Source organism: Aerococcus sp. Group 1 (assembly GCF_000193205.1).
In the GTDB taxonomy this organism is placed as follows: domain Bacteria; phylum Bacillota; class Bacilli; order Lactobacillales; family Aerococcaceae; genus Aerococcus; species Aerococcus urinae_A.
On record NC_015278.1, the window covers coordinates 1655029 to 1678716 of the forward strand.

The window sequence follows — 23688 nt, forward strand, 5'->3', positions numbered from 1 at the left end:
CAATCAGGCTACTCCGTTTTTCTATTATTTATAATTTTCTCCAACTTAAATTCTAGCTTAGGCATTGACTACTGTAACATTGGTTACTGATAGTTCAATGTCATCGAGAAGATAGCTCGCCTTGGTCGGTTGCCCTTGCATAGGGATGTCATCGACTACCATAATGGCATAGTTAGGCGCCCAACTCCCTAGAAAATCACTTGGAATTTCCCAGTCCACTGGCTCGAACTGGAGGTCAAAGTCATCAATTTTAAACTCTAAATGCGCATTCATTTCCGTAATGGTTTTGCCGGTTAAATTAATCATGACAAAGGCCGTACGAGCGGTATGGTTCCGTAAATTAGGTTGGGCCTCAATAGCGAACATATTTATTTGCCCATCCATAAAGTATTCTTGGTAGTTATTGATAAATTCTTGGATTGTTTTTAACACTTGGCTGACATCATTCTTGGCATATTGGGTATTCAAGCGTTTTAATTCTTCGTTCTGCGCATAAGTCAAAGCAGCATGTATCGGTTTAGCCACGTTATCTACCTCCATTGGTTAAATTTTTCTTACTCGATTCTTTGCCTTTACTATAGTCCATTTTTTCTTGGTCACTTAGGCAAGGAGCCTTAACTTGGGAATGACGCCAGTCCCAAAGCTGCAGTCCAGCTAAGCTCAGTAAAGTTAAAGCTAATTTATTCATCTTATCGATCTCTCCCAATTGATTAAGAGCTAGGACTGTAAATCCTCACTATCAATATCTTCATCACGGTAGCCATAGCCATAATAGGCATTCATCCCTTGGCCATCTGCTCCATTATAGATGGCCCCAATCACATTAGCATCAACGCTTTCCAAGAGGCGCTTGGATTTTTGAATATCCTGGTAACTAGCCACACCCTCTCGCAAGACGAAGACACTGGCATCTGTTCGGCTGGCAATAATTTGGGCATCAGTCACTGGTAAGAGTGGGGGCGCATCAATGATAACCAAGTCAAAGACAGCCGTCACATCCTCCAATAAGTCACTCATCCGTTGAGAACTCAAGAGCTCGGCCGGGTTAGGCGGGATAGGACCAGCTGGTATCACATAAGTGTTCACTTCAGCCACATATTGGGCGACATCCATGTAATCGACATCGCGGTCAGTAAGATAAGTTGTCAAACCCTTGCGGCTATGGATATCGAAGGTTTTATGCACTGTAGGCTTACGTAAATCGCAATCAATCATCAAAACGCGTACCCCATCCAAATGCGCCATGGTCGTCGCCACATTGGCTGCAATGGTGGATTTTCCTTCCCAAGGGCCTGATGAGGTAAACATTAGCGTCTTCAAATGATAAGCATCAATAGCAAATTGGATATTGGTACGAATCGTGCGAAACTGTTCTGAAATCACATGATTAGGATCGGCAGCCGTGATTAAACTCACGCCACGCCGTTGCTCCTTATTTTTCTTGTCAATTTTTCGTTGTTTGAAATTAAACATAAGACTTGATCACCTTTACTAAATTCGCCGTTTGGTCTCATCATTGTCATCCTGGCTTCTGTAACGACGTTTAAAGCGGGTCACCTCAATGGACTCCTCACTCATTTGCGGTAAGACGCCAATTAAGGACCAACCCATTTCTTCAACCACAGCTTGACTCCGTACCGTGTCGTCGTTAAGCACCCGAATCGCTTGGATGACTAGACTGATTAAGCCTCCGAGTACAGCTCCTAAGAGGAGATTCAACCCGTAATTGGGACTAACCGGTTTCTCATTATAGCTGGCTGGGCTTAATAAGGTTACTTTGTCAACAGCGAGGACTTGGGGTAGTTGTTGGATAAATTCTTTACTAATATCGGAGGCCAAGCCTTGCGCTTGACTAGCATTGTCATCTGTCACAATGACGTTAAAGACTGCCGATTGTTGATCAGCTTCTAAATGGATATTCTCACTCAAAGTTTCAACGTCCCTTTGATGAGCTTGGGCCACTGGTTGTAAGATAAGTGGCGTATGGAGCAGGTCGTCGTAGGTTTTTAAGCCCGCTTTCTTTTCGTCCGCCTTGTCCTTATCACTGTCCTTAGGGGTGACCACGATTTGAGTTTGTGAGGCGTATTCTGCCTCTGCCCATAAGAAATTATAAGCACTGGCCACCACGATCCCAAGCAGGATCCCTAAGAAGATAAACAGCCACTGCCGCTTAAGCCCCCGGAAAAAAGAAGCCAATGATCGTCCTTTGTACTGCTTCATGGTTGTCACATCCTCATTTCTTTAAAATAATCATAGCAGCCTTTCTAATTGATTAAGAAAAGGCCCGTTTTAACTTTCTAGAAGAACCAGAAACGCTTTTTCTTTTTAATTTGAAAATGGTCGATTAAAGGATCCCCATTAATCAAAGCCCTGGCATTCTGCTGGATATCAAAGCTAATGCTCTGTCCATAGCGGTTTTCCAAAGCAGCAAAAGCTTGGCGTAATTGGTAGTCGTCACTAGCAGTGGAGAAACTTCCTAGCAGGTGGGCCAAACCGGCTTCCAATAAGTAATGGCACTGTTTCTTTACTTGCTTGCCCTGGCGGCCTAGTAAATTTCCCGCCGTCAAGGCCGTGTAGCAACCCTGGTCAACCCACTGATAAACTTGTTCAATATCGCGCATGAGGGGCTGGTTTTCCTCAATTTGGACTAAGACTGGGCGGATATCATGCTTCAACCATTCGAAAAGTAAGGGTTCAAAGTAGCGCTGGGGATCCTCTTGATTTAATTTAACTAGAACATAACGCTGGTTGAGATCAACATAGAGAATATCTTGGGATAAGTCATCCCAGGAAATTGCCTGGGCTAAGTCAATAATCTGACCCGGGTAAACCATTAAGGCAATCCCTCGCCGGTCTAAGTCCTCTTGAAAAGCTTCGGCGGCCTGTACTAAGTCCCCCCCAGTAGCTGCTGGATCAGTCGGATAGGAAGCAGTGGCTAGGACATGGGTCACACCACTTTGCCAAATGGTATTAGCCATGGCTAATTGCTCTTTATTAGAGTCTGTATGATCCACTTTGGCAATGTGACAGGCCATATCCACTAACATCTAGCATTCTCCTTTTTATTGACGGTTATCCTCATAAGCCAGTAGCTGGCTGTTTTCATCGTATACTACCTTAATATCAAACAGCTCATCGCTAGTCATTAAGGGCTCTAAGAATAAGCGGTCGCCTTCCCACAGCGGGAGGTCTAAGACTTCATCTTTAGGGATCCAAGCCATAACCCCTTCATCATTCTCCCTGACCTCATCACTAGCTAGGGTTCCCATATAAACAAAAATATACATCGGCTCATCATCGGCATAGATAAAGGTAACGACACCGCGAAATTCTGCTGCTTCAAGTTCCCAGCCGGTCTCTTCTTTTACTTCCCGCTTAGCACATTCTAAGGGAGCTTCTCCTAGTTCGAACTTTCCCCCAATGCCAACCCATTTACCCTGGTTGATATCATGTGCCTTCTTGATACGGTGTAACATTAAAAAGCGCTCATCACGCTCCAAATAGACTAAACTGGTTAATTGCATCCTTCCACCCCTTCTGTCTTACTTATTATAGCGTGTTAAGCCCTATTTTAACAGTTATCCACTAAGATATCTTCAAAGAGATCTTAAAATTAGGCAGCCAAGTACTTTTTTCAGCAGAGTGTTTAATAAAAAAAGTCTCCCAACTTGATGGTTAAGAGACTTGATGATTTATGCTTATTTAGTGAGTAAATAATTCTTTAAACTTGGTAATACGGCTGTGGCTAGGGTACCTGTCCCCCCGTGAGTCCCCACTACTGGGGTTAACCAATCAAATTCAATGTCAATGTCTGGTAATTTCTCGCGGATTAAATCAGCCAGCTCTTTAGCCCCTGATTCATCATCAGCATGGGCAATGGTCCCTTTATAGCCCTGAGAATATTTCTTGGCTTCTTCGATAAAGGCATCAGCTAACTTCATTAAGGCCTTACGTTTGGTCCGCACCTTGGCTAAGACGGAAATATTTCCTTCTTGGTCAAATTCAATCAAGGGAACGATTTTTAATAAAGACCCCAGTAAACCTTGAGCCCGTGAAGCTCTGCCGCCTTTAACTAAGTTATTAATATCTCCTACTAAAGCCCAGATGGTAGTGTGTGCATTTAGCCATTTAATCTTAGCCACCACTTCTTCAGGCTCAGCGCCAGCTTCCACTAAATCTAAAGCCTGACTCACCAGGTAACGCAGAGGCGTTGCTGCCCGACCTGTATCAATCACATAAGTTTTAATTTGGTCTTCAAATTCACTAGCTACCGATTGCCCGGTTTGGCTAGTCCCACTTAACACAGCACTCAAGGGAATAAAGAAGACGGTATCGTAACCCTTGTCCACTAATTCTTCATAAATTGCATAGAAGTCTTGGGGGCGGGGTTGAGAAGTCTTAGGTAGCTCTTTGGCATTTTTCAAGCGATGATAAAATTCCGGTAAGATGCTACGGTCTTCACTCTCAATAAAAGTCTCTCCTGAGGAAAAATGGAGCTGTAAAGAAACATAGTAAATATCGGGATGATTAAGCAAGCGATCATTGAGTGTCGCCGTAGAATCGGTTAAAATTGCTGCTTTCATTTAAATAACCTCCTTATTTAAGCTTTGCTTATATTATAACTTAAAATTTTCAACCTTGGGAAGCACACAAAAAGCGACACTATTACAACCCAAGTGGGTGCCAATTACAGGAGGAATCAAGCCATAACGGATAGGATATCGGCTTTCATCCTTGGCAATCATTTGTTCGAACTCCTCGGCTAAAAGACTATCTGGAGTAGTGATGAGAGCTAATTCTAAGCCCTCTGGATAAGCAGTCATCTCTTTTTCCATTAATTCCTCCATCCGTTTGAGGGCCTTCTTTTGGGTACGGACTTTTTCGACCATTTCCAAGGCACCATTGCGTTCGATTCGGACAATGGGGAATATCTTCAATAAATTGCCTAAGAGCGCCATTCCCTTACTTGCTCGCCCCCCTTTGACAAGGTTATCAAGATTTCCAACGATGACATAGACCACCATAGCCTCATCCAACTGCTTCAAAAGGTCAACAATCTCAGCTAGCGATAATTTCCCAGTCTCGATCAAGTCTAAAGCGACTTCAACCAAGTAAGCTAGGGAAATGGAAGTCTGCCGAGTGTCCATCAAATAAACAGATAGACGGTCTTGGTAATCTTGGGCCACGCTTTGACAATTTGAAAAGGTTCCACTCAAAGCCGAAGGGAAGGTCATGATTAATACCTCATCATAACCCTTGGCTACTAGGTCATCCATCACTTGAACCACTACCCCCATGCTGGGTTGGGAGGTTCTTGGTAAAGTTTTCATGGATGCCAAGCTGTGATAATAAGCAGTCACTTGGTCGCTATCGCTGGTGTCAGTCATTGTTGAACCATCAGGTAAATTAATTTGTAAATAGACTTGGTAAACATCTGGGTGTTTGGCTAAAGATTCCGGTAAGGCCGCTGTACTATCGGTAATAATTGCAGTTTTCATAAGGTTTTCCTCCTTAATTAGATAAAGCTTCTCATGTGCCTTTCATTTTTAGCGCAGCAGAAAAATAGTGTCCACGTACTTCAGACAAAATAGTGATATCTCCTGGTAATAAGGTCATCATTAGGCTGATCAAGCAATAAAAAGGGCCGAAGTTTTTCTCCAGCCCTCAATTTCAATATCGTATTAATCTCCATTATAGATGCTTGGAATGACCACGTAGTCCACTGTGCGTAATGCACCTAAATCCCTACCACCTGCATAAGAAATACTACTTTGTAAGTCTTCTTGCATTTCTTTCAAGGTTTTGAAGATGCTGCCGCGGCTTTCAATTAAAATTTTCTTGCCTTCGACATTCTTATATTCTCCCTTTTGAAATTCGGAAGCAGAGCCAAAATATTCCTTATATTTTTGTCCATTTTGAATGACTTCTTCACCTGGTGATTCTTCATGGGCTGCTAGTAAGGAGCCAATCATCACCATCGAAGCGCCAAAGCGGAAGCTCTTAGCAATGTCACCATGGGTACGGATACCCCCGTCAGCAATAATTGGCTTACGGGCTGCCTTTGCACAAAGGCGAATGGCGGCTAATTGCCAGCCAGCTGTCCCAAAACCAGTTTTAATTTTAGTAATACATACCCGACCTGGTCCCACACCAACCTTAGTAGCGTCAGCGCCAGCATTTTCTAAGTCACGGACGGCTTCTGGAGTGGCAATATTACCTGCAATAACAAAGGCATTAGGCAATTGTTTCTTGATATATTTAATCATATCAATAACCGTATGGGAGTGACCATGGGCAATATCAATAGTGATATAATCTACCTTTTCACCTGATTCTTTCACTTCATCGATAAAGTCATATTCTTCAGGCTTAACCCCAACACTGACAGAAGCATAAAGTCCTTTTTGGTTCATACGACGGATGAAATCTAAACGTTTTTCCGGTTCAAAACGGTGCATAATGTAGAAATACCCATTAGCAGCTAGTTTTTCGGCTAAGGATTCATTAAGGACCGTTTGCATATTAGCAGGGACAACCGGAATCTTGAACTTATGAGGTCCAAATTGAATACCCGTATCACATTCCGACCGGCTCTGTACAATACATTTAGCAGGGATTAACTGGACTTGCTCATAATCAAAAGTTTGCATTTATTCTCTCCTAATTTCACTAAATCATTCAAACTATTAAAATAAACCTTTAACATTGTAACACCAAGCCATTAAAAATCAAGGTTAATCGGCTATTTTAACAAAAAATATTCGTTTTATAGAGGTTTTTAACTAAATTTCCCCTTATTATAATCGCCAAATCCGAACATTAATCTTTTTCGTGTTCTTTCTTGAATTTAGCAATAATAGCTTGATTGACACATTCAGGCACTAAGGCAGACACATCGCCACCAAAATAGGCAGTTTCTTTGATGAGGCTAGAAGAAACGAAACGATATTTTTCGTCCGACAGCATGAGTAAGGTTTCGACATCATCCGCTTGCAGTTTATTCATCAAGGCAATGTTAGTCTCATACTCAAAGTCTTTGACATTGCGAACGCCACGAATGAGGGCACAGCAATTCAGAGATTTGGCTAAGTCAATAGTCAACCCCCCCGTAAGACGCATGACTTCCACATTATCCAACCCAGCTAAGGCTTCTTTAGCCAGGTCTAATTTTTCTTCATCGCTAAAGAGGGCTTGTTTAGTGGTATTCACTGCTACAGCAACATAGAGGGTATCAAAAATACGACTAGCGCGTTCAATCATATCGACGTGTCCTTTAGTCATTGGATCAAAACTACCAGCGTATAGTGCATTTCTAATGCCCATGAACGACTTCCTTTCTTTTATCGGTTTTCAATTTTTCATTCAATTAATAGCTTCCCGGAGCTGCTGGAGCGGGCACTGTGTTTTCTGGTGCCACTGCTCCCCCTCCTGTTGGCGGTTGTGGGGCTCGGTTGGCTCCTAGACCTGGAGCTTGGGGAGCCGGAGCTTGAGGGAGAGGTGCGGGAGCTTGAGGCTGGGGAGCGGGAGTCGGACTAACCGGTGCTTGTGGCTGATAGGCAGGCTGCTGACTTTCAGCTTGAGGCAAACCATTTTCGCTTGGTCTCACCGTGTCCCCTGAAGCATCGTCAACTTGCGGTTGATTTTGGGCCTCATAATTTAGCCCTTCTTCTCCAAATTCTTTTTCAATCAAACGGTCGAGTTTATCTTTCTCATAAACGCCCGGTTTAATGGCCATTTCTTCGTCTTCAAGAATGCCATTACCATTTAAATCCGAAACAGGGAAATAGACTGGCGGAATATTAAAACTTACCGGGTAAACAATGGCCGACTGGGTCGGTTCCAGTTCCAGTAAGGCCCGAATCCGATTAGACATGCGGATGCGATCTTCTTCCTCAATCGCTAAATACCAACCAAAAGTTAAATTCAAATCTAACCAGTCATCAAAGACTAAGTGGATAGGATTCTTAAGGGCTTGTAAATAATTCTGTTGGAGGGCCAGCATGTCATTGGGCCGTAAATCAGTCCGCAAATTATCACCGAGGGTATTTAAAATTTCTTCATAATTAAAGACCGTATCCATGGATAAGAGTCGGTCAATAACAGCTTGAACCAATTGTTGTTGGCGTTTTTGACGGCCAATATCCCCCTCAGGATCCATTTTACGCATCCGTACATACATCATGGCTTCCTTACCAGATAAGGTCCGGGTTTCACCTTCAGTAAAGCTGACTCCATCTTGTTCAAAAGTCATGGGTGACGTAATTTCAATACCGCCCATGCCATCAATAATATCAATGAAACCTTGCATATTGACTTCAACATAATGGTCAATAGGGACATCAAGGAAACGTTGGATGGAATTAATGGAGTCCTCCATGCCCCCATTCATATAAGCATGGTTCAATTTATTGAAGTCATTAGTCTTTCCTTGGGGAGCCAGGGTGTCGCGGGGGAGGCTTAGAATGGTTGATTTACCTTGTTTGGGGTTGATAGTAATCACCATCATGACATCTGAACGCCCATCCTTAACATTTTCATACATTAAAGCGCCATTATCGATCCCCTCGAGTAAAATATTTACCGGGTCGCCATCCCTGAGCGATATCCGACTATCACGCATATTTTCCCGGTCAACATTCTGATAGATGGCCCCAGAAAAATTAAAGAAGTTAAAGGCCAAGCGAATAATAAAGACGACTACAATAATTCCTAAAACCAGGCCCAGTCCCTTAAAAATTTTCCTTGCTTTACCTTTATTCTTATCATCATCCGGTTGATGGTGGCGGTAGCTCCGTCGATTTTCTTGAATAGACGATTGCTTCATATTTTCACTTCCTTAGCTTTTAATTTCCTCGATTAAAATCAATTTGCAAGGAGTCGATGCCTAAGTCTTCGTCACCAGCTTCTGCTTGTTGCATGGTCAAAATCTTGGGTTTATCTGCAGTGACTACTAGAGTATGCTCATATTGGGCACACCAGGAACCATCCACTGTGCGCGCCGTCCAACCGTTACTATCCACCTTGGCTTGGTAGCCACCCATAGTAATCATGGGTTCGATACAGATGGTCATGCCTTCACGAAGGCGTTGACCACGTCCAGGACGACCATAATGAGGAATTTGCGGATCTTCGTGCATGGTGGGTTGAATGCCATGACCGACAAAGTCACGAACAACACCAAAGCCTTCTGCTTCTGCATAACTTTGAATAGCATGACCGATATCCCCAATCCGGTTACCAGCCACAGCCTGCTCAATTCCCAAGTAAAGGCTCTTCTTGGTGACATCCAAGAGGTGTTGGACTTCAGAATCGACCTCGCCAATCTTAAAGGTATGGCAAGTATCGGTAAAGAATCCATCCAGCGAGAGGACAGTATCTACCGAACAAATATCGCCAGCTTTTAAAATGGTCTTTTTATCCGGGAAGGCGTGGCAAATTTCATCATTGGTTGAGGTACATGATGCATAAGGATAACCCTCAAAACCAATTTCTTCAGGAATAGCTCCTGCTTGACGAGTACGTTTTTCAATGAAATCATTAATATCCATGGTAGAAATACCAGGTTCAATAATATCGCGTAATTCTTCCATAATGCTTGCCACTAAACGGCCAGCTTCTGCCATAGCTTGAATTTCGCGTTCAGATTTGATGGTAATCATTGATTTCTTCCTTTCATAAATTATCATAGCTAAGTATACAATAAAAGCCTTAAAATAGATGCTTATTTCTCGGCCTTAAGGGATTTATTAACAATTTATGAAATAAATTAGTTTTTTTCAAGTTTTTCTGGTCTTTTTTAAACAAATCATATACAATATCTTAAGCAAGATATGATTAGCTATGTCAATATAGTAATATTTTCTACTGATACTTTATATCCTGCAATCAAACTTTTTTTGAATACCATAGATGGGGAGATGAATTATGGGAAAACAACAAAAGCTTGAGCAAATCGCCTACCTATATATGAAAGACCAAATTATCCAAGGCAATTGGCCAAATGATCATCATATTGTGGAAGCAGCTATTTCAGAAAAATTAGATATGAGCCGTAGCCCAATCCGTGCTGCCCTAGCCATATTAGCAGATGAAGAGATTGTAGAAATGCGGCCCTACCGAGGATTTTTTGTCAAAACCAGTTTAGAGGATGTCGACTTGGTCGCTTTCCGTTTGCGTTATTTTGCAATTTGCTATTTCCGCTTAATGGACCGTGCCTTAAAGCACAAAGCCAGCGCCAAAGACTTGCCAGCTGATCTTGACCAAAACTTAAATAATTTAATCGCTGCCTTTGAAAGTGATAATTATTTAGACTGCGTCCAATGGGAATGCGCGATTATTAAGAGCTTGCTCAATTTATCCCAACATGACTTCTTAGTGGAAGAATCCATTAAATGTTACGCTTCTGTTTTGGAAAGAGTCCATAACCACTTACAAGCTGGTGATAACAAAGCACATTGCGCTTACCAAGCTAGAAATATTATTTACATTCAAGATATTATTTTCCTAGCCAAACGTAATGAATTTGACGAAACACGTACCTTAATTGAGTTATTGACTCTACACCAATATCAATATTTCAATGACCAAGAAAAAGCGGTCTTTGACCAAGCTTCGCCTTACGCCATGAAATAAAGTCAACCAACCAATAACCTCTTTTAACAAGGAGTTATTGGTTTTTCTTTCATTTGATAAGCTTAAACTAGCGCTGTTTAGTCGTTTTTGCTATACTTGATGGGATTATTAGTCAAATGAATAAATTAAAGGAGAATAAGAATGAAAGCCTTAATTGCTTATGCCAGCATGACTGGTAACACAGAAGAAGCCTGTGACGTTATGGCTGAAGCTTTGGAAGATTTAGGGGTGGAAGTTGATATGGATTCCTCCTTAAACCTATTTGGCGAAGACTTTCTCGATGTGGATATCTGTGTTGTAGGCACCTATACTTACGGCTCAGAATTACCAGATGATGTCGTCGACCTTTATGAAGATTTAGAAGATTTAGATTTAACTGGCAAGGTTTTTATCAGCCTGGGGTCCGGAGACCACGATTACCCGGATTATTGCCAATCCGTCGATGACTTCTATGACCAATTCCTACAAACGGGGGCTCAAGCAGCTTGTCCAGCTATTAAAATTGAAATTGATTGTAATGCTGAAGACATTGAAACCATTGAAGCCGGCGCTCAGGCAGCGGTCAACTTAGTTAAGCAAAAACCACATTAAACCAATGTCCTCCTAGCCAATAAGACAGCAAACTAGTTTATTGAGGAACGGAAAGGAGCACTATGAATAAAGTACCCAAAAAGAATCGTTCAAAATTTATTGATGATATCGAAAACCTTAATATTGATGAAACCTTGGAGAACTTAGATAAGGGATCTCCTCACTTGAATTGGGGCTACCTATTGATCGGCCTAATCGTTCTCTTTCTCTTAGTTTGGGGCGTCTTAGAAATCTTCTCACCTAATGAGACAGAAGCCCACTTTCAAAGCCAAACTGAGCAAATTAAGGAACTCGAAAATAGAGTCAACCACTTAGAATATCGCATCAAACAACTCGAAGATAAGGAATAAGGCTGGGAGTGAAAACCCAGTCTTTTTTATGCTTTTTAAGCTTTCCTTAAACTGGGAGAAATTGCGAGTACATCTTAGTCATGCTAGAATATGAACATCATGGAATAAAGAGGTATATTATGCAAAAGAAAATCATTCCCTTACTCCTCCTAGGAGGCTCACTAGTTCTGGTGGGCGGTTGTGATCAAATCCGCTTCACTGACCCTAAAAAGCCGGAAACAAAGACCGAGGAAAAAGTGGAACCGCAAGCCCAACATCCCCGTGAAGCCTTGGGACTTACGACTACTCATAAATTAAAATCCCTAAACCCCAATAAGCTGCAAACGGCTTATGAACTTAGCGCCATGAATATGGTGGGCGAAGGTCTCTTCCGCTTAGAAAAAGATGGTTCTATCCGACCAGGGGTAAGTAACGGAGAGATTGAGCGTAATGATAGGGATGTCATTATTCATTTAAAAACAGAGGCCCAATGGAGTAATAATGATCCCGTAACTGCCAGCGATTTCGTCTATGCCTGGCAAGAATTAGTTAATCCTGACCACCATAATTTTTATGCCTATAAATTGCTAGCCTTAATTGATAATGCCTCCACCGTATTAAGTGGTCAAGTAGGTATCGATCAACTCCATGTTCAGGCTTTAGATGACCACCGGCTAAAAATCACCTTAAAAGATCCGGACATGGATGATAACAGTCTCAAACAAGCCCTAGCCTTTCCAGCCCTCTTCCCCCTACCGAAGAACTTTATTGGTCAAATTAACTATGACCTCTACGGGCAAAAATCAGTCAATACTTTGAGTAATGGCCCCTACAATTTAAGCGCTTGGGAGAGCGGTTGGGATACTTGGACCTATGACCGCAATGAAGAATACCATAATTGGACGGACTATCCCACTGAAAAACTCAGTGTCCAATATGTCAAAAATACTGAAACAGCTAAAAAATCCTACCAACAACGCTTAACGGATATTTTGATTAGTCGCACACCGGAAGAGAATTGGACCGCATTAAAGCGTCCTTTTAGCCAAAATCTCCTCTACCATATTAATCAAGCCGGAAAGAAGAATATTCTTAATGACCAGCGCCTAAGAGATCTCTTGGCACAAAATATCGACCAGCAGGCCTTGGTTAAAAATGTGCCTGCCTTACAAGCGACTGACTCCCTAGATCCTCAAAGCGGGGGCCAGCGACAAACAAAGGCAGCCGAAGATAATGAGGCTAAGATTAAAGCGCTCTTAGAGGATTATCAATTTGAGGCCATTGAACTGGACTTGATTACCGACGACAATGCCCTGTCGCAAAAAATCGCCAAGGAATTACAAAAGCAATGGGAAAGTAAAATCCCTCACCTGGTTATTAATATCTTCCCCTTGTCAGAAAAAGTTTTGATGGAGCGGTTCCAAAAAGGAGATTTTGACCTTTACCTCAGTCAACAACAAGCCTACGATAATTATTCCAATAGTGAGTTCTACCTCCCTTATACGGCTCCAAACTACCAAAAAGCCTGGGGAGATGATCTGGAAGCTTTCCAAGCGTTAATGAAGCAGAGCGCTAGTGGCAAATTATCTGATGAAGACAGAAGTCAAGCTGACCAATTGATCCAAAAACATCAGATCGCAAGCCCTATTCTTAAAGGCGATTACAGCTATCTCTCAAGAGAAGAAGTCATCAACCAAGCGCCTTACTCAGACAAAGGTTTTCTCTTTGACTTTAAAAATATGGCTTATGAGAAGAGCTCCCAAACCATTCCAATCAAAGCGGATAAGAAAAAAGCTAACAAATAATGTTCTTCCTGAAATAAAAGGCGAAATTAGACATGAAATCTAATTTCGCCTTTTTGGTTTTTGTTTCATTTACTTAAATTTCTTTAATATTTTTTGCCTTATTTTTCATAATTTTTTCATATTTTTTAACGGCATATGGTTATAATATAAAGCATTAATTAAAAAGGAACGTATTATCATGAAAGCTAAATCAAAAGTTCTTATCCTTGCTTTACTTAGCATTATTTTATTAACCTTAGGCCTATTTTCATATCGTCACCACCTAATCAATAAAAAGCACCAAGCCCAAAGTACTATCACCATGGATGCTCTCTTTATTGATGACGATCATGCCTATTTAACCCCTGAGATTGACGAGGATATGATCCAGGCGGCCAAAGATAATGCCAATAAATTAGCGCCCGAGAAGAAAGAAAAAGCTCTTAAAGAAATTGCCCTCGTCGAACAAAAGCTAGCAGCTATCCAAGCCGTTGACCAAATCTACCAACATGATGATTCAGAGGCTTTTGTGGTTGGCGATAAAGTGAATCCTCGTGATATTCTAAATAATAGCGTTAGCTTGGCTGACCTCAAAAAGCTAGCTCCCCATTTTGATTTCTCAGTGGGTGATGCCCTATCCGATGAATTAAAAATTCATTATAAAAACGCCTTAGAAATTGTCCAATTAGATGATAAACTCCAATCAATTCTTAATGACCTGCCCACCAGTTTTCAAGCTGATCAAATTAACGCTAACTTAAAGAAATTTAACGAAATTAGTCAAATCCTCGAGGATACTGCGATAAATATCGAAGGTCAACCCCGTCTCAAGAATAGCCTCCAAGCAATCACTAATAAAACAAAAATCTACGCCAAGAGCCTGATTCAAGCCAATCCCCCTCTCAAAGACGATGTCTTAAATCAACTATTAAACCAACCCTTGCTGGGCCATTACCTGACCGGTAGTTCGATTGACCACCGTAAGTTGATCGCCCTAACCTTTGATGATGGCCCTTCCGAAAATACTGGAGCTATCCTAGATATTCTCGATCAATATGGGATCAAAGCCATGTTTTTCCAACAAGGCAACCATGTTAAAGAGTACCCTCAAGTGAGTCAACGAATTTTAGCTGAAGGTCATAAACTTGGCAACCATACCTATGACCACCCTTATTTCTCTAATTTAAGAGATAAAGAGGTTGTGGACGAAATTAGCCAAGGTGAAGCTGCCATTAAAGAAGCCACCGGCATCAGTCCTAAATATATCCGTAACCCCCACGGCGCTCAAAGAAAACGCATTGCTCGCTTAAGGCCAGACTTAACCGGTATCTATTGGGATATCGATTCTGAAGACTGGAAGTCCATGGATACTAAGCAAATCACCCAACGTGTCTTAAGTCAAGCCCACAACCATGCCGTTATCCTCCATCACGACACCATCAAAGCAACTGCCGAAGCCATGAAAAAGTATATCCCAGAACTGAAAAAACAAGGCTACACCTTTGTTTTTGCTGATCAAATACCGGAAACAAAGAATTGGATTAATAACTAAAATAACCGCGACCAAGAAATGATCTGGTCGCGGTTATTATTATAAGAAGGGAATAAATCAAAGCTTTGAAGACACTGCAATTCATATTTACAATTTATTTACTTTTAAAAATAAAATGCTTTTGAATAAAATAACTTAACAGGAAAAGTAAGGAATCAACAAATACTTTAATGATGGTAGTTGCTTTCGATTGAATGACAGTGCTTATTAGAGACACTAAACCTCCGGATAAGAACATCTGCACGATGACCAAGCTGACATATTTGATAAAGCTTTGTTTGGATTCTTGCTTGAAAACGAGAAAGCGATTCAAGGTGTAGTTAAAGACCGATGAAATGGTCCGGGCAATGATTGTCGCTAAGTAAATGGTCAGAGTACTTGCAGCGTGCGGCAAGAGTACAGAAAAGAGATGGAATAAAAGGATATCTACCACAAAGGACGAGACCGAAGACAGGATGTATTTCCAAAAATAGGTCTGATTAGCCATGTATTCTAAAAAGACGCTGTAAATAGCAATGGAATCCTTGATCGGGTTAAAATGACTCCCCTTATTATCATCATGATAGATGGTCTCAATAGCCACTTCCTTAATTGGAATTTTTTGCTTAGCGGCATCAATGATCATCTTTAATTCATATTCAAAGCGGTCGCCTGAAATCTCCAAAAGTCTGGCCAAATAAGTTTTAGGAATCACTCTTAACCCCGTTTGGGTGTCGGTTAAGGAAATGCCGGTAACCATTTTTAAAATATAGCGAGTTAAGCGATTACCAAATTGACTCTTCCACGGCACTTCATTTTGAAAATCTCTAACGCCTAAAACTAAGGCACTGGGGTCTTGCTGAAAAGCTCCAATACATTTCATCATATCGGCATAGGTATGCTGTCCATCTGAATCAATAGTAATGACTCCTTGGCAGTCAGGCAAATAGTGAAGAATATAGTCAAAAGCCGTTCTCAGCGCACGCCCTTTGCCATAGTTTTCCTCATGTTTTAAGACAATGGCACCAAAGTCTTCATGCGCTTGCTTAAAATAGGAATCATAGTCAGCAGAAGACCCATCATTAACGATAATAATTGTAAAATTATCTGAATCTTGTCTGCGAATCGACTCTAGAAGTTCAATTAACTTCTCATTCGGTTCTAAAGCAGGAATAATAATTGTAATATCACTGATTGACACGTTCTAATCTCCTTATTAACTACCTATAGCAGATAACAACGACCTTTTTGACTATAATAAAACACCCCCGAGAAGAATCGAACTTCCGACACATCGTTTAGGAAACGATTGCTCTATCCACTGAGCTACGAGGGCAAATTGAATCAATCATATCGAGTGGCTACTTAGAAAATTACTTTCCTAAGTACCACTGATACATTCTAGCATAAAGTTTGGGATTTAGGCGGAATAATTGCCAAGCTAAGCGCTTTTTCCAGTCAATTTCCTCATTTTCCTCGAAATAAGGGCGGTAATGGTTGACAGTTTCTAACAGTTCCTGATGAGAACTCCCTACTTGCTTGAAGGGACTGACTTGAGCCATTTTATAGGCTGTAGATAGGAAGCCATCAAATAGGCGCGCTCCTGCCTTAGCAGTAAGGTCTGGAAAGTTGACCTGAACGTCATCTAACATGCGCGCCCTTTCCGTCACATTGTCCATTTGCTTGGGATTAAAGGACTGAGCGACAATACTTTCCTCGTTCTCATAATAATTAATCCCTACATATGAAGTCGTCATAATCCTGGTCGCCCTTTTCATGGTCGCATAGGATACCGCTGTATCTTCATATAATTTACCTTCAGGAAAACGGACATCACGGAAAAGCTGTCTCGCGTATATCTTATTCCAAGCATAAAAATCGATCCCGGAATAATCTAGCATGGCTTCGATCCCTGCTTGGCTAGAGGTCAAAAGCATCTCTTTTGACTCTTTTACCGTTTGGGATTTTACTCCAATGCGTTTGACATTAAAAATAAATAAATCGGGGCGTTCTTCCTGATAACTAGCCATAAAGTGTTCAAATAGGTCAAGCTCATAGCAATCATCACTATCCAAAAATGCCAGATAGTCTCCGCTAGCTACTGCGATACCGGTATTTCTTGCTCCTGATAAGCCCTTATTAGCTTGGTGGATCACCTGGATACGGGGGTCTTTTTTAGCTAACTGGTCAGCAATATCCCCACTCTTGTCAGGAGAACCATCATCCACCAGAATAATTTCCAAATGCGGGTAGCTTTGATCTAAGACACTGTTTACCGCTCTCTCTAGTGTTTTTTCGACTTTATAAACCGGAATAATGACCGAAATTAACATCAGAAACCTACTTTCTTAGTATTTTCTTGTAGAGGTTTTGGCGTAGGGAATTAGGAACTAAATTAAATACTGCCTGCCCGCCCATACGGATTAGCCAATCAAGCGGACTGGCCAGGCCAACCTGGTAGATTTTTTGGTAGGCCTTACTACCATCGACAAAATAGTCCCAGCCGCCCCGTCTTTTAAACATATTCTGGTCTGCACGCGCATAAACTAGGGTATCGTCCAAATTGGCAGCCTTAACCCCATTTTTTAACATTCTTACCCATAAATAATAATCTTCATAACCTTTTAACGGCTGATAATTGCCTGCTTTTAGGATAGCTGATTTTTTATAGATCACTGTCATATGGTTGAAGGGATTACGCCGTTTAGCATACCCCAGGATATCTTGGTAGCTATGGGGCACGACTTTTCTGGCAGTCGGTTCCTTTGGCGACTGGTCAAATTCAAAGACATCGCTACCCAATAACTCGACTTCGGGATGTTCTTTGAGATAATTGATTTGTTTTTCGAAACGATCCGTCCGGCAAATATCATCGGTATCCATCCGGGCAATCCATTCATTACGGGCCAATTGAACGCCATCTTGTAAGGCCAAACCCAGGCCGCGGTTTTTGGGATAAGCTTGAATGGTGGTTTGCTTGGGATATTGCTCTTGAAAGTCGTCGAGAATAGCGTCGAGTTCCTCAGTTAGGGGGCCATCCTTAATAATTAATATTTCTTCAGCTGGCAGGCTTTGCTTGACCAGGCTATCCAAGCATTGCCGTAAATAAGTCGGGTTTTCCTTATGATATAAAGACATCAGCACTGTAAAATTCACTGCTTTCTTCCTCCCTTAACTTAAATACATCCGATATAAATGGCTATACAGACTTGGTGATACTTGATAGAGCGACCAGGCTAGTCGTTTTTGCCAGGAAATTTCCTCATTATCCTTAAAATAGGGCTGGTATTGCTTAAGGATCTCAAGCAAACGGCTGTGGTATTTTTTCTTCATTTTCTTATCTTCGCACTGGGAAAGTTGGTAAGCCACGATTAGGAAACTATCAAATAAACGACGAGCTGCTCCCTGAGCTAATTCAGGGAAATGAATGAGTACATCATCCAAGATCTTTACCCTTTCAGTGACATTATCAAACTGTCCCGGAGAAAAGGTTTGGGCAGTGATCCCTAGAGGATTATCGTAATATCTTAAGCCAACCTTATCTGTGGTAATCACGCAGTTGGCTTGCTTAGCCCCCAGATAACTCACATGCATATCTTCATAAAGGGTATCAAGAGGGTATCTCATCTCATCAAAGAGCGAATGGTGCCAGATCTTATTCCAAGCATAGAAATCTAAACCATTATATTGGTGGAGGACCCTAACCGCTTCTTGGCTCTTAAATATTTGCTGACGGATGGCATTCTTAGGGGTGACTTGGTCACCAGAAACCCGTTCAAAATTAAATATGAACAAGTCCATTTGGTATTCTTGATAGGCCCGATAAAATAAGGAAAAAATATCATTAACATATTCATCATCAGAATCAAGAAAGGCCAAATAATCCCCTTGGGCTTGATTAATGCCCGTATTTCTTGCTGCAGATAAGCCCCCGTTTGCTTGATGTATGACTCTGATCCTTTGATCTTGGGATTCGATAGCATCACAAAGTGGACCGGTTCCGTCAGTGGACCCGTCATCCACAATGATCACTTCAAATTCCTTCATGCTTTGACTTAAGACACTATCGACCGCACGTTGCAAGGTACTTTCGACATTATAAGCTGGAATAATTACACTTAATAACATAATTTTCTATTACTCCATTTCCTGACGCTTTAGTAACAGATGAATTATATCATATCTGATCAAGAGAAAAGCTGATTTTATAGGAATTTGACTGATTCTTACAATAACTTTAAAAGTTAATTGCCATTAAGGAAACGATCAACTGTATACAGACCAACAGGCCATTCTTTCTTAGTCAGTTCTTTCTCCCACTTTTTAGTTTGCGGGAGTTCATCAAGAACCAATACTTGATCATAATCTTTCAGCATGGCTGGGTCTCCGTTATAAATCTTGGTATTTGGCGTATATAAATAATAACGACCGGCAAAATCTGTTTTCCAGCCTCCGGAGGTAAAAACAAGGATCCGTGAATCGTTTAAGCTCATCTGCTCTAAGCCAAGTTTTTCGTATTGGTAAGGGATCGAGCGATCTTTAAAGGCAATAGTCTCGTGTTCAGCAATTAACCAATCAGAACCCAGTCCCGCCAGGTAGATCACCATTAAGAATAAGGTCACTATATTGATGAAATGAGAGTCACTCGCCCCCCTTTGAAAAACCTTATCAAAATAGTAAACCCCTACTAAAAAAACTGTTCCGAGTAAGACATAAGCGATGGTCATGGCATAACGGTCAAATTGAGCGAGACGTAGGGCTTCATCTTTGGGCATGGAGCTCACGTACATAAAAAAGACTCCCAGGAAATAAATGATATAAGTAAGACCCATGGCTAAACACAGCTTTTTCATGGTAAGGAGGTGTTTTTTAGTCAAAAGACAAGATAAGCTAAGAATCAGTAAGAGAGTAAAGGCTAATATAATCCCAGAAGTTGCTGGAATTAATGGATCTAATAGCTTGATTAAATAGCTTTTTCCAATTTGCTTGACTAATTCAAGGCTCTCTTGGTTAAAATGGCTACTATGTTTAAAACCCGATAAGTCATAATTAAATTTTACATAGAGAGACCAGCTTAACTTCGATAAAAAGGCGCCAGGAATTAGGATAGCAAAAGCCTTGAGCTTATCTTTTCTGATTAAATTCTGATTCTTAATGATTAAGTAAGTCACATATAAAACAATAAGCAAACTGAAGAATAAACCGCTATCCTTAGTCAGGTTGATCATGCTAGTAAACAATAGCGTCCCGGTGATTAAATAGCCTAGCTGGTTGCGATAGCGAAAAGCATAAATACCAGCAGCTAAGGTTAAATAGGCCAAGAGATTGTCAACTAATAAATTATTCATCTTGACTGAATTGTCTAAGATAAAAAATATTCCCCACAATAAAGCAACTAAGGCCGCATTTAAGCGCTCGGCAGGTTTGGTCAGAATGCCAAAAAAAGAATAAAGACAAGCCATATTGAAGAGAAAGAAACCCATGATCATCTTGGCTTGGCTATAGCCACAGAAATAAATAAAATAACTGATATAAAGGGAAGTAGCTGGTGGATAAGACCGATAATAAATCAGCTGGTCAATATCTGTCGGTAAATGGAGCTCCGTAAACAAGTATTTGACCACCAAGCCCCAATGTGAATAATTATCAAAATGAATCAGGGGCATCCCCTTCATAACAAGAAACCAACCTAAAATCGCCACTAAGACAATAATTTCAGGAAAGGCGATCCCTTGTCTGACCCACGAAAAAAACAGCCTTAAAAAATTTTCCTTTCCACGAGAACTTTTCCAATAATCAATGCTTATCAAAATGAGCAAGAAAAAGCCTAATAAATAAGTCGCCCACAGAGTAGGCAACAATAAGTTCGCCAAGGCCGCTAAATATAAGAAAAGACTTTGGGAGATCATGACCAAAATCCAGGAAAAATATTTATTAAGCTTTAAAAATCGGATGGAACAAGCAACATAACCAAAAGTCGATAGTGTAAATAAAATTAATTGAATCATACTTTTCCTCTATTAACAAAAAACCTAAAGTCATGCCTTAGCATAAACCCTAGGTTATCAATCAACATCTATACTATTTTTCTAACATATCTTCCATTAAAGTCGTGTCTTCGGCAAGATCTTGGTTAACCTTTCTACCAATAACTTCCTTCACCTTTCCAGGAGCAATTCCCGTACCAGGACGTTTAAAGGTTAGCATGTCTTCAGTTAAGATTGTTCCTGCTTTGACATCTTGAGTAAGAACGATAGAACGTCGTGCGTTTTTCCGAGCCGCTGCTTGAGCCTCTAAGTCAGCAACCGCTTGCCCTCTTACCTTCATTTGGAATTCGAGGCCTTCTTTCAAGACTTTCATGTCGTCAGGGTCCATGGCATGGTAATGGTCATTACCTGGCAAGGTCTTATCTAAAGTATAGTGTTTCTCGATAACTTTAGCCCCTAAGGCCACAGCAGTTTTGACGACATCCATTCGTGGATCCGGACGGGTATGGTCAGAGTAGCCGATCACATAGTCAGGAAATTCCTTAATCAGACTGGAAATAACGTTTAAGTTAGCGTCTTCAAAGGGGGTTGGGTACTCTAAGACACAGTGCATAATGACAATATCCTTATTGCCAGTGGATTCAATGGTTTCAACAGCTTGGTGAATTTCATCCATACTTGAAGCCCCGGTTGATAAGAGGATAGTTTTTCCTTTTTCTGCTTGGTATTTAATAAAAGGCAGGTTGGATAAATCTGATGAAGAAATTTTATAAATATCCATCAGGTCATATAGGTAATCCGCTGACTCAAAGTCAAAAGCCGTTGAGAAGAATTCAATCCCTACTTGTTTACAGTAGTCAGCTAACTCCTTATATTCATCATAGCCAAAGGAATCGAATTTCTTAAAAAGCTCATATTGTGAGGTGGTCGCTTCTTCACTGGTATCCCAATAGGAAGGTGAGAATTTTGAGGCTATGGTTTCGGCCTTATAGGTTTGAAACTTAACCGCATCCATACCCGACTCTTTTGCCTTATCAATCATTAACTTAGCTGCTTCCATTGGAGTCGTGCCGTTTTCTTTGGCAATATCATAGTAATTGACTCCGATTTCTCCGATCACATAGTATCCCTGTTCTTTTAATACTTCATGAATCCCCATTTTAATCTCCTTACTCTAAAATAATTTTTAATACACGATCTAAACCATGACGTAAATCATTGGCTAACATTTGTTGGTGCATTTGTTGACGAATTTGTGGTGTTTCAATCAACCAATTCAAAGTCCGCCCAATGGATTGGCTATCGATGGCCTGACCTAAACCTAGGTTCATAAAGCCATTGGATAAATATCCAAATTCATGGGTCAATTCCCGCTCATTTTGAGCCAAGAGAATCGTTGGTACTCCCATAGATGCTAACTCTAACATGGTCCGTCCTTGGGAAGAAACCGCGATATCCGATTTATTCATATAATCAGACATGACTTTGACATTTTGAATCACATCAATAGCGTATGGCATACTTTCTGCCTGGTCCTTCACTTGTTCAAAGTAAGGATAGCCAGGGCCAACAACAATGGTAAATTGAATGTCTTTGGCATTTTCGACAAAGGGAATAGCCTCCAATACTTTTTGGGTTAGGTTATTAGGATCCACCCCACCAAAAATAACAAAAATATTCTTCACTTCTTTATGAAAATCACTAGGAGAATTAATTAAGAATTCATCCCGAATGATGTAATAGGGGCTTCCCCAATAATATTGGCTCCCCTTTTTCTGAGGAGCATATAGATCGTTAATAACCGCATCAGCGAGGTCAGCGCCTGGGCCAATATCTTCAAAATTGATGATACGCAGGTCGCGCTTTTTGAGCATTTGCATATAATCAATAGACGTATCTAAAATATCATTAATTAAAATGTCAGCATCATATTCGTCGATCAGATCAAGAATTTCCTCTTCAGAATTGATTACTGTGTAGGGAAAATGACTGGCCTTTAATTTTCTTGGGCCAGATTCGATTGCTGACTAGTCACAAAGCGGACCTTATGATGGATCAAGCCGTAAGCTAGGGCTAAGCCACGGTAGACATGTCCTAAACCAATTTCGGCATAACCCTCTACCCGAATAAGAATATTTTTCTTATTCATTTCATTTTCAACCACCCACCAATCCTGAGCCGTATCGATATCGGTCGACTCCGCTTCGGGAACCTGAAAAACAGCTAGGTGTTGGCCTATCCTTGAATTTTCTTCTATGGCATGGTCACGGGTAATCAGAAAAGCGCCAGTTTCAGAATAGTTAGCTGGTAAATATTGGCGATTGAGTCGCTCCTTGTAATTAGGAATAATCTTACCTGAATCATCCTCTGTCCAAGATAAATGCGGGTGGTTAACCACACTGATCAAGGTGTCGATAGCTGGATCATTGATCAATTTTCCAATGGCTTGGTCCAGGGTTTTGATTTGTAAGAGCGGTGAAGTCGCTTGCAGGGTAATAATCAGGTCATAATGGACCCCCTTCTTAGCCTCCATCTTCTGATAAGCATCATAAATTACTGGATCTAAGGTGACTGCATCACTTGATAAATTTTCTCCTCGCCATACCACTTCAGCTTGGTAAGTTTCTGCGACGCGGGCGATTTCTTCATCATCCGTTGAGACACAGACATCCATCTGATATTGGCTATTTTGAGCATTCATAATGGCATAAGCGATTAACGGATGCCCATTAAGTATTCTCACGTTCTTGCGTGGAATTCCTTTAGAGCCTCCACGTGCTGGTATAACAGCTAATATATTCATCACTTGACTCCTTTATATAATGGATCTTTAT

General features: G+C 41.0%; 25 protein-coding genes and 1 tRNA gene. 5 read left to right on the forward strand and 21 right to left on the reverse strand.

The features are described 5' to 3' along the window. Positions 1-57: 57 nt before the first annotated feature. From HMPREF9243_RS07740 to map, 12 genes are all read right to left on the reverse strand, one after another. On the reverse strand, positions 58-525 hold the full coding sequence (locus tag HMPREF9243_RS07740) for a hypothetical protein (RefSeq protein ID WP_013669428.1): 468 nt from the start codon (positions 523-525) through the stop codon (positions 58-60). Between the two features lies 1 nt (position 526). Beyond that, on the reverse strand, positions 527-688 hold the full coding sequence (locus HMPREF9243_RS10520) for a hypothetical protein (protein WP_013669122.1): 162 nt from the start codon (positions 686-688) through the stop codon (positions 527-529). Positions 689-717: 29 nt separating this feature from the next. After that, a complete protein-coding gene (locus HMPREF9243_RS07745) occupies positions 718-1473 on the reverse strand; it encodes a CpsD/CapB family tyrosine-protein kinase (protein ID WP_013669688.1) in 756 nt (251 codons plus the stop codon). Between the two features lie 18 nt (positions 1474-1491). Continuing rightward, positions 1492-2220, reverse strand: a complete 729-nt coding sequence (locus tag HMPREF9243_RS07750; protein WP_041706185.1) for a YveK family protein — start codon at positions 2218-2220, stop codon at positions 1492-1494. A gap of 77 nt (positions 2221-2297) precedes the next feature. Next, entirely contained in the window at positions 2298-3047 is a 750-nt protein-coding gene (locus tag HMPREF9243_RS07755) for a CpsB/CapC family capsule biosynthesis tyrosine phosphatase (RefSeq protein WP_013668941.1), read from the reverse strand. 15 nt (positions 3048-3062) lie between these two features. Continuing rightward, entirely contained in the window at positions 3063-3524 is a 462-nt protein-coding gene (locus HMPREF9243_RS07760; RefSeq protein ID WP_013669876.1) for an 8-oxo-dGTP diphosphatase, read from the reverse strand. 174 nt (positions 3525-3698) lie between these two features. Then, complete coding sequence (locus HMPREF9243_RS07765; protein WP_013669296.1) at positions 3699-4583, reverse strand: DegV family protein; 885 nt, start codon at positions 4581-4583, stop codon at positions 3699-3701. 33 nt (positions 4584-4616) lie between these two features. After that, complete coding sequence (locus HMPREF9243_RS07770) at positions 4617-5498, reverse strand: DegV family protein (protein ID WP_013669535.1); 882 nt, start codon at positions 5496-5498, stop codon at positions 4617-4619. Positions 5499-5681: 183 nt separating this feature from the next. After that, positions 5682-6650 (reverse strand): GMP reductase, encoded by a 969-nt coding sequence (locus tag HMPREF9243_RS07775; protein ID WP_013669303.1) that lies wholly within the window; start codon positions 6648-6650, stop codon positions 5682-5684. A 169-nt stretch (positions 6651-6819) separates the two neighbouring features. Continuing rightward, complete coding sequence (gene coaD / locus HMPREF9243_RS07780; RefSeq protein ID WP_013670105.1) at positions 6820-7323, reverse strand: pantetheine-phosphate adenylyltransferase; 504 nt, start codon at positions 7321-7323, stop codon at positions 6820-6822. 43 nt (positions 7324-7366) lie between these two features. Then, positions 7367-8824 (reverse strand): LCP family protein, encoded by a 1458-nt coding sequence (locus HMPREF9243_RS10040; RefSeq protein WP_013669008.1) that lies wholly within the window; start codon positions 8822-8824, stop codon positions 7367-7369. Positions 8825-8843: 19 nt separating this feature from the next. Then, the gene (map, locus tag HMPREF9243_RS07790; protein WP_013669972.1) at positions 8844-9659 is read right to left on the reverse strand and encodes a type I methionyl aminopeptidase; all 816 of its coding nucleotides are present in this window, start codon (positions 9657-9659) and stop codon (positions 8844-8846) included. 265 nt (positions 9660-9924) lie between these two features. Between map and HMPREF9243_RS07795 the strand changes: the two genes are divergently transcribed. The 5 genes from HMPREF9243_RS07795 to HMPREF9243_RS10045 all read left to right on the forward strand — a co-directional run bounded on the left by HMPREF9243_RS07795 (position 9925) and on the right by HMPREF9243_RS10045 (position 14888). Next, positions 9925-10632: a GntR family transcriptional regulator gene (locus HMPREF9243_RS07795; RefSeq protein WP_013668861.1), complete on the forward strand. Its 708-nt coding sequence runs from the start codon at positions 9925-9927 to the stop codon at positions 10630-10632. Positions 10633-10773: 141 nt separating this feature from the next. Continuing rightward, the gene (locus HMPREF9243_RS07800; RefSeq protein WP_013669906.1) at positions 10774-11223 is read left to right on the forward strand and encodes a flavodoxin; all 450 of its coding nucleotides are present in this window, start codon (positions 10774-10776) and stop codon (positions 11221-11223) included. A gap of 62 nt (positions 11224-11285) precedes the next feature. Continuing rightward, a complete protein-coding gene (locus HMPREF9243_RS07805; protein WP_013668686.1) occupies positions 11286-11573 on the forward strand; it encodes a hypothetical protein in 288 nt (95 codons plus the stop codon). A gap of 119 nt (positions 11574-11692) precedes the next feature. Further along, complete coding sequence (locus HMPREF9243_RS07810) at positions 11693-13357, forward strand: ABC transporter substrate-binding protein (RefSeq protein ID WP_013669638.1); 1665 nt, start codon at positions 11693-11695, stop codon at positions 13355-13357. 178 nt (positions 13358-13535) lie between these two features. Next, a complete protein-coding gene (locus HMPREF9243_RS10045) occupies positions 13536-14888 on the forward strand; it encodes a polysaccharide deacetylase family protein (RefSeq protein WP_013669826.1) in 1353 nt (450 codons plus the stop codon). Positions 14889-14982: 94 nt separating this feature from the next. On the opposite strand, the gene HMPREF9243_RS07820 is transcribed toward HMPREF9243_RS10045, so the two are convergent. The 9 genes from HMPREF9243_RS07820 to HMPREF9243_RS10375 all read right to left on the reverse strand — a co-directional run bounded on the left by HMPREF9243_RS07820 (position 14983) and on the right by HMPREF9243_RS10375 (position 23657). After that, positions 14983-16068 carry a bifunctional glycosyltransferase family 2/GtrA family protein gene (locus tag HMPREF9243_RS07820; RefSeq protein ID WP_013668921.1) on the reverse strand — a complete coding sequence of 362 codons (1086 nt, stop codon included), beginning with the start codon at positions 16066-16068 and terminating at the stop codon, positions 14983-14985. A 62-nt stretch (positions 16069-16130) separates the two neighbouring features. Then, positions 16131-16203: transfer RNA gene (locus tag HMPREF9243_RS07825), tRNA-Arg, on the reverse strand. 37 nt (positions 16204-16240) lie between these two features. After that, entirely contained in the window at positions 16241-17200 is a 960-nt protein-coding gene (locus HMPREF9243_RS07830; RefSeq protein WP_013669895.1) for a glycosyltransferase family 2 protein, read from the reverse strand. A 7-nt stretch (positions 17201-17207) separates the two neighbouring features. Continuing rightward, on the reverse strand, positions 17208-18023 hold the full coding sequence (locus HMPREF9243_RS07835; protein WP_013669140.1) for a glycosyltransferase: 816 nt from the start codon (positions 18021-18023) through the stop codon (positions 17208-17210). 15 nt (positions 18024-18038) lie between these two features. Further along, complete coding sequence (locus HMPREF9243_RS07840; protein WP_013669992.1) at positions 18039-18995, reverse strand: glycosyltransferase family 2 protein; 957 nt, start codon at positions 18993-18995, stop codon at positions 18039-18041. Between the two features lie 116 nt (positions 18996-19111). Beyond that, positions 19112-20875 (reverse strand): hypothetical protein, encoded by a 1764-nt coding sequence (locus HMPREF9243_RS07845; protein WP_013668661.1) that lies wholly within the window; start codon positions 20873-20875, stop codon positions 19112-19114. Positions 20876-20948: 73 nt separating this feature from the next. Then, positions 20949-22013, reverse strand: coding sequence for an N-acetylneuraminate synthase family protein (locus HMPREF9243_RS07850; RefSeq protein ID WP_013669700.1), 1065 nt, complete (start codon positions 22011-22013; stop codon positions 20949-20951). A gap of 10 nt (positions 22014-22023) precedes the next feature. Then, on the reverse strand, positions 22024-22728 hold the full coding sequence (locus HMPREF9243_RS10370) for a PseG/SpsG family protein (RefSeq protein WP_196793326.1): 705 nt from the start codon (positions 22726-22728) through the stop codon (positions 22024-22026). A 122-nt stretch (positions 22729-22850) separates the two neighbouring features. Further along, positions 22851-23657 (reverse strand): cytidylyltransferase domain-containing protein, encoded by an 807-nt coding sequence (locus HMPREF9243_RS10375; protein ID WP_081456666.1) that lies wholly within the window; start codon positions 23655-23657, stop codon positions 22851-22853. Positions 23658-23688 lie beyond the last annotated feature (31 nt).

Bases quoted from the DNA above. Each gene is read 5' to 3' on its own strand.
- HMPREF9243_RS10520 (WP_013669122.1), bottom strand. From the start codon at position 688: ATGAATAAATTAGCTTTAACTTTACTGAGCTTAGCTGGACTGCAGCTT.
- HMPREF9243_RS07745 (WP_013669688.1), bottom strand. From the start codon at position 1,473: ATGTTTAATTTCAAACAACGAAAAATTGACAAGAAAAATAAGGAGCAA.
- HMPREF9243_RS07750 (WP_041706185.1), bottom strand. From the start codon at position 2,220: ATGAAGCAGTACAAAGGACGATCATTGGCTTCTTTTTTCCGGGGGCTT.
- HMPREF9243_RS07755 (WP_013668941.1), bottom strand. From the start codon at position 3,047: ATGTTAGTGGATATGGCCTGTCACATTGCCAAAGTGGATCATACAGAC.
- HMPREF9243_RS07760 (WP_013669876.1), bottom strand. From the start codon at position 3,524: ATGCAATTAACCAGTTTAGTCTATTTGGAGCGTGATGAGCGCTTTTTA.
- HMPREF9243_RS07765 (WP_013669296.1), bottom strand. From the start codon at position 4,583: ATGAAAGCAGCAATTTTAACCGATTCTACGGCGACACTCAATGATCGC.
- HMPREF9243_RS07770 (WP_013669535.1), bottom strand. From the start codon at position 5,498: ATGAAAACTGCAATTATTACCGATAGTACAGCGGCCTTACCGGAATCT.
- HMPREF9243_RS07775 (WP_013669303.1), bottom strand. From the start codon at position 6,650: ATGCAAACTTTTGATTATGAGCAAGTCCAGTTAATCCCTGCTAAATGT.
- coaD (WP_013670105.1), bottom strand. From the start codon at position 7,323: ATGGGCATTAGAAATGCACTATACGCTGGTAGTTTTGATCCAATGACT.
- HMPREF9243_RS10040 (WP_013669008.1), bottom strand. From the start codon at position 8,824: ATGAAGCAATCGTCTATTCAAGAAAATCGACGGAGCTACCGCCACCAT.
- map (WP_013669972.1), bottom strand. From the start codon at position 9,659: ATGATTACCATCAAATCTGAACGCGAAATTCAAGCTATGGCAGAAGCT.
- HMPREF9243_RS07795 (WP_013668861.1), top strand. From the start codon at position 9,925: ATGGGAAAACAACAAAAGCTTGAGCAAATCGCCTACCTATATATGAAA.
- HMPREF9243_RS07800 (WP_013669906.1), top strand. From the start codon at position 10,774: ATGAAAGCCTTAATTGCTTATGCCAGCATGACTGGTAACACAGAAGAA.
- HMPREF9243_RS07805 (WP_013668686.1), top strand. From the start codon at position 11,286: ATGAATAAAGTACCCAAAAAGAATCGTTCAAAATTTATTGATGATATC.
- HMPREF9243_RS07810 (WP_013669638.1), top strand. From the start codon at position 11,693: ATGCAAAAGAAAATCATTCCCTTACTCCTCCTAGGAGGCTCACTAGTT.
- HMPREF9243_RS10045 (WP_013669826.1), top strand. From the start codon at position 13,536: ATGAAAGCTAAATCAAAAGTTCTTATCCTTGCTTTACTTAGCATTATT.
- HMPREF9243_RS07830 (WP_013669895.1), bottom strand. From the start codon at position 17,200: ATGTTAATTTCGGTCATTATTCCGGTTTATAAAGTCGAAAAAACACTA.
- HMPREF9243_RS07840 (WP_013669992.1), bottom strand. From the start codon at position 18,995: ATGTTATTAAGTGTAATTATTCCAGCTTATAATGTCGAAAGTACCTTG.
- HMPREF9243_RS07845 (WP_013668661.1), bottom strand. From the start codon at position 20,875: ATGATTCAATTAATTTTATTTACACTATCGACTTTTGGTTATGTTGCT.
- HMPREF9243_RS07850 (WP_013669700.1), bottom strand. From the start codon at position 22,013: ATGGGGATTCATGAAGTATTAAAAGAACAGGGATACTATGTGATCGGA.
- HMPREF9243_RS10370 (WP_196793326.1), bottom strand. From the start codon at position 22,728: ATGCTCAAAAAGCGCGACCTGCGTATCATCAATTTTGAAGATATTGGC.
- HMPREF9243_RS10375 (WP_081456666.1), bottom strand. From the start codon at position 23,657: ATGAATATATTAGCTGTTATACCAGCACGTGGAGGCTCTAAAGGAATT.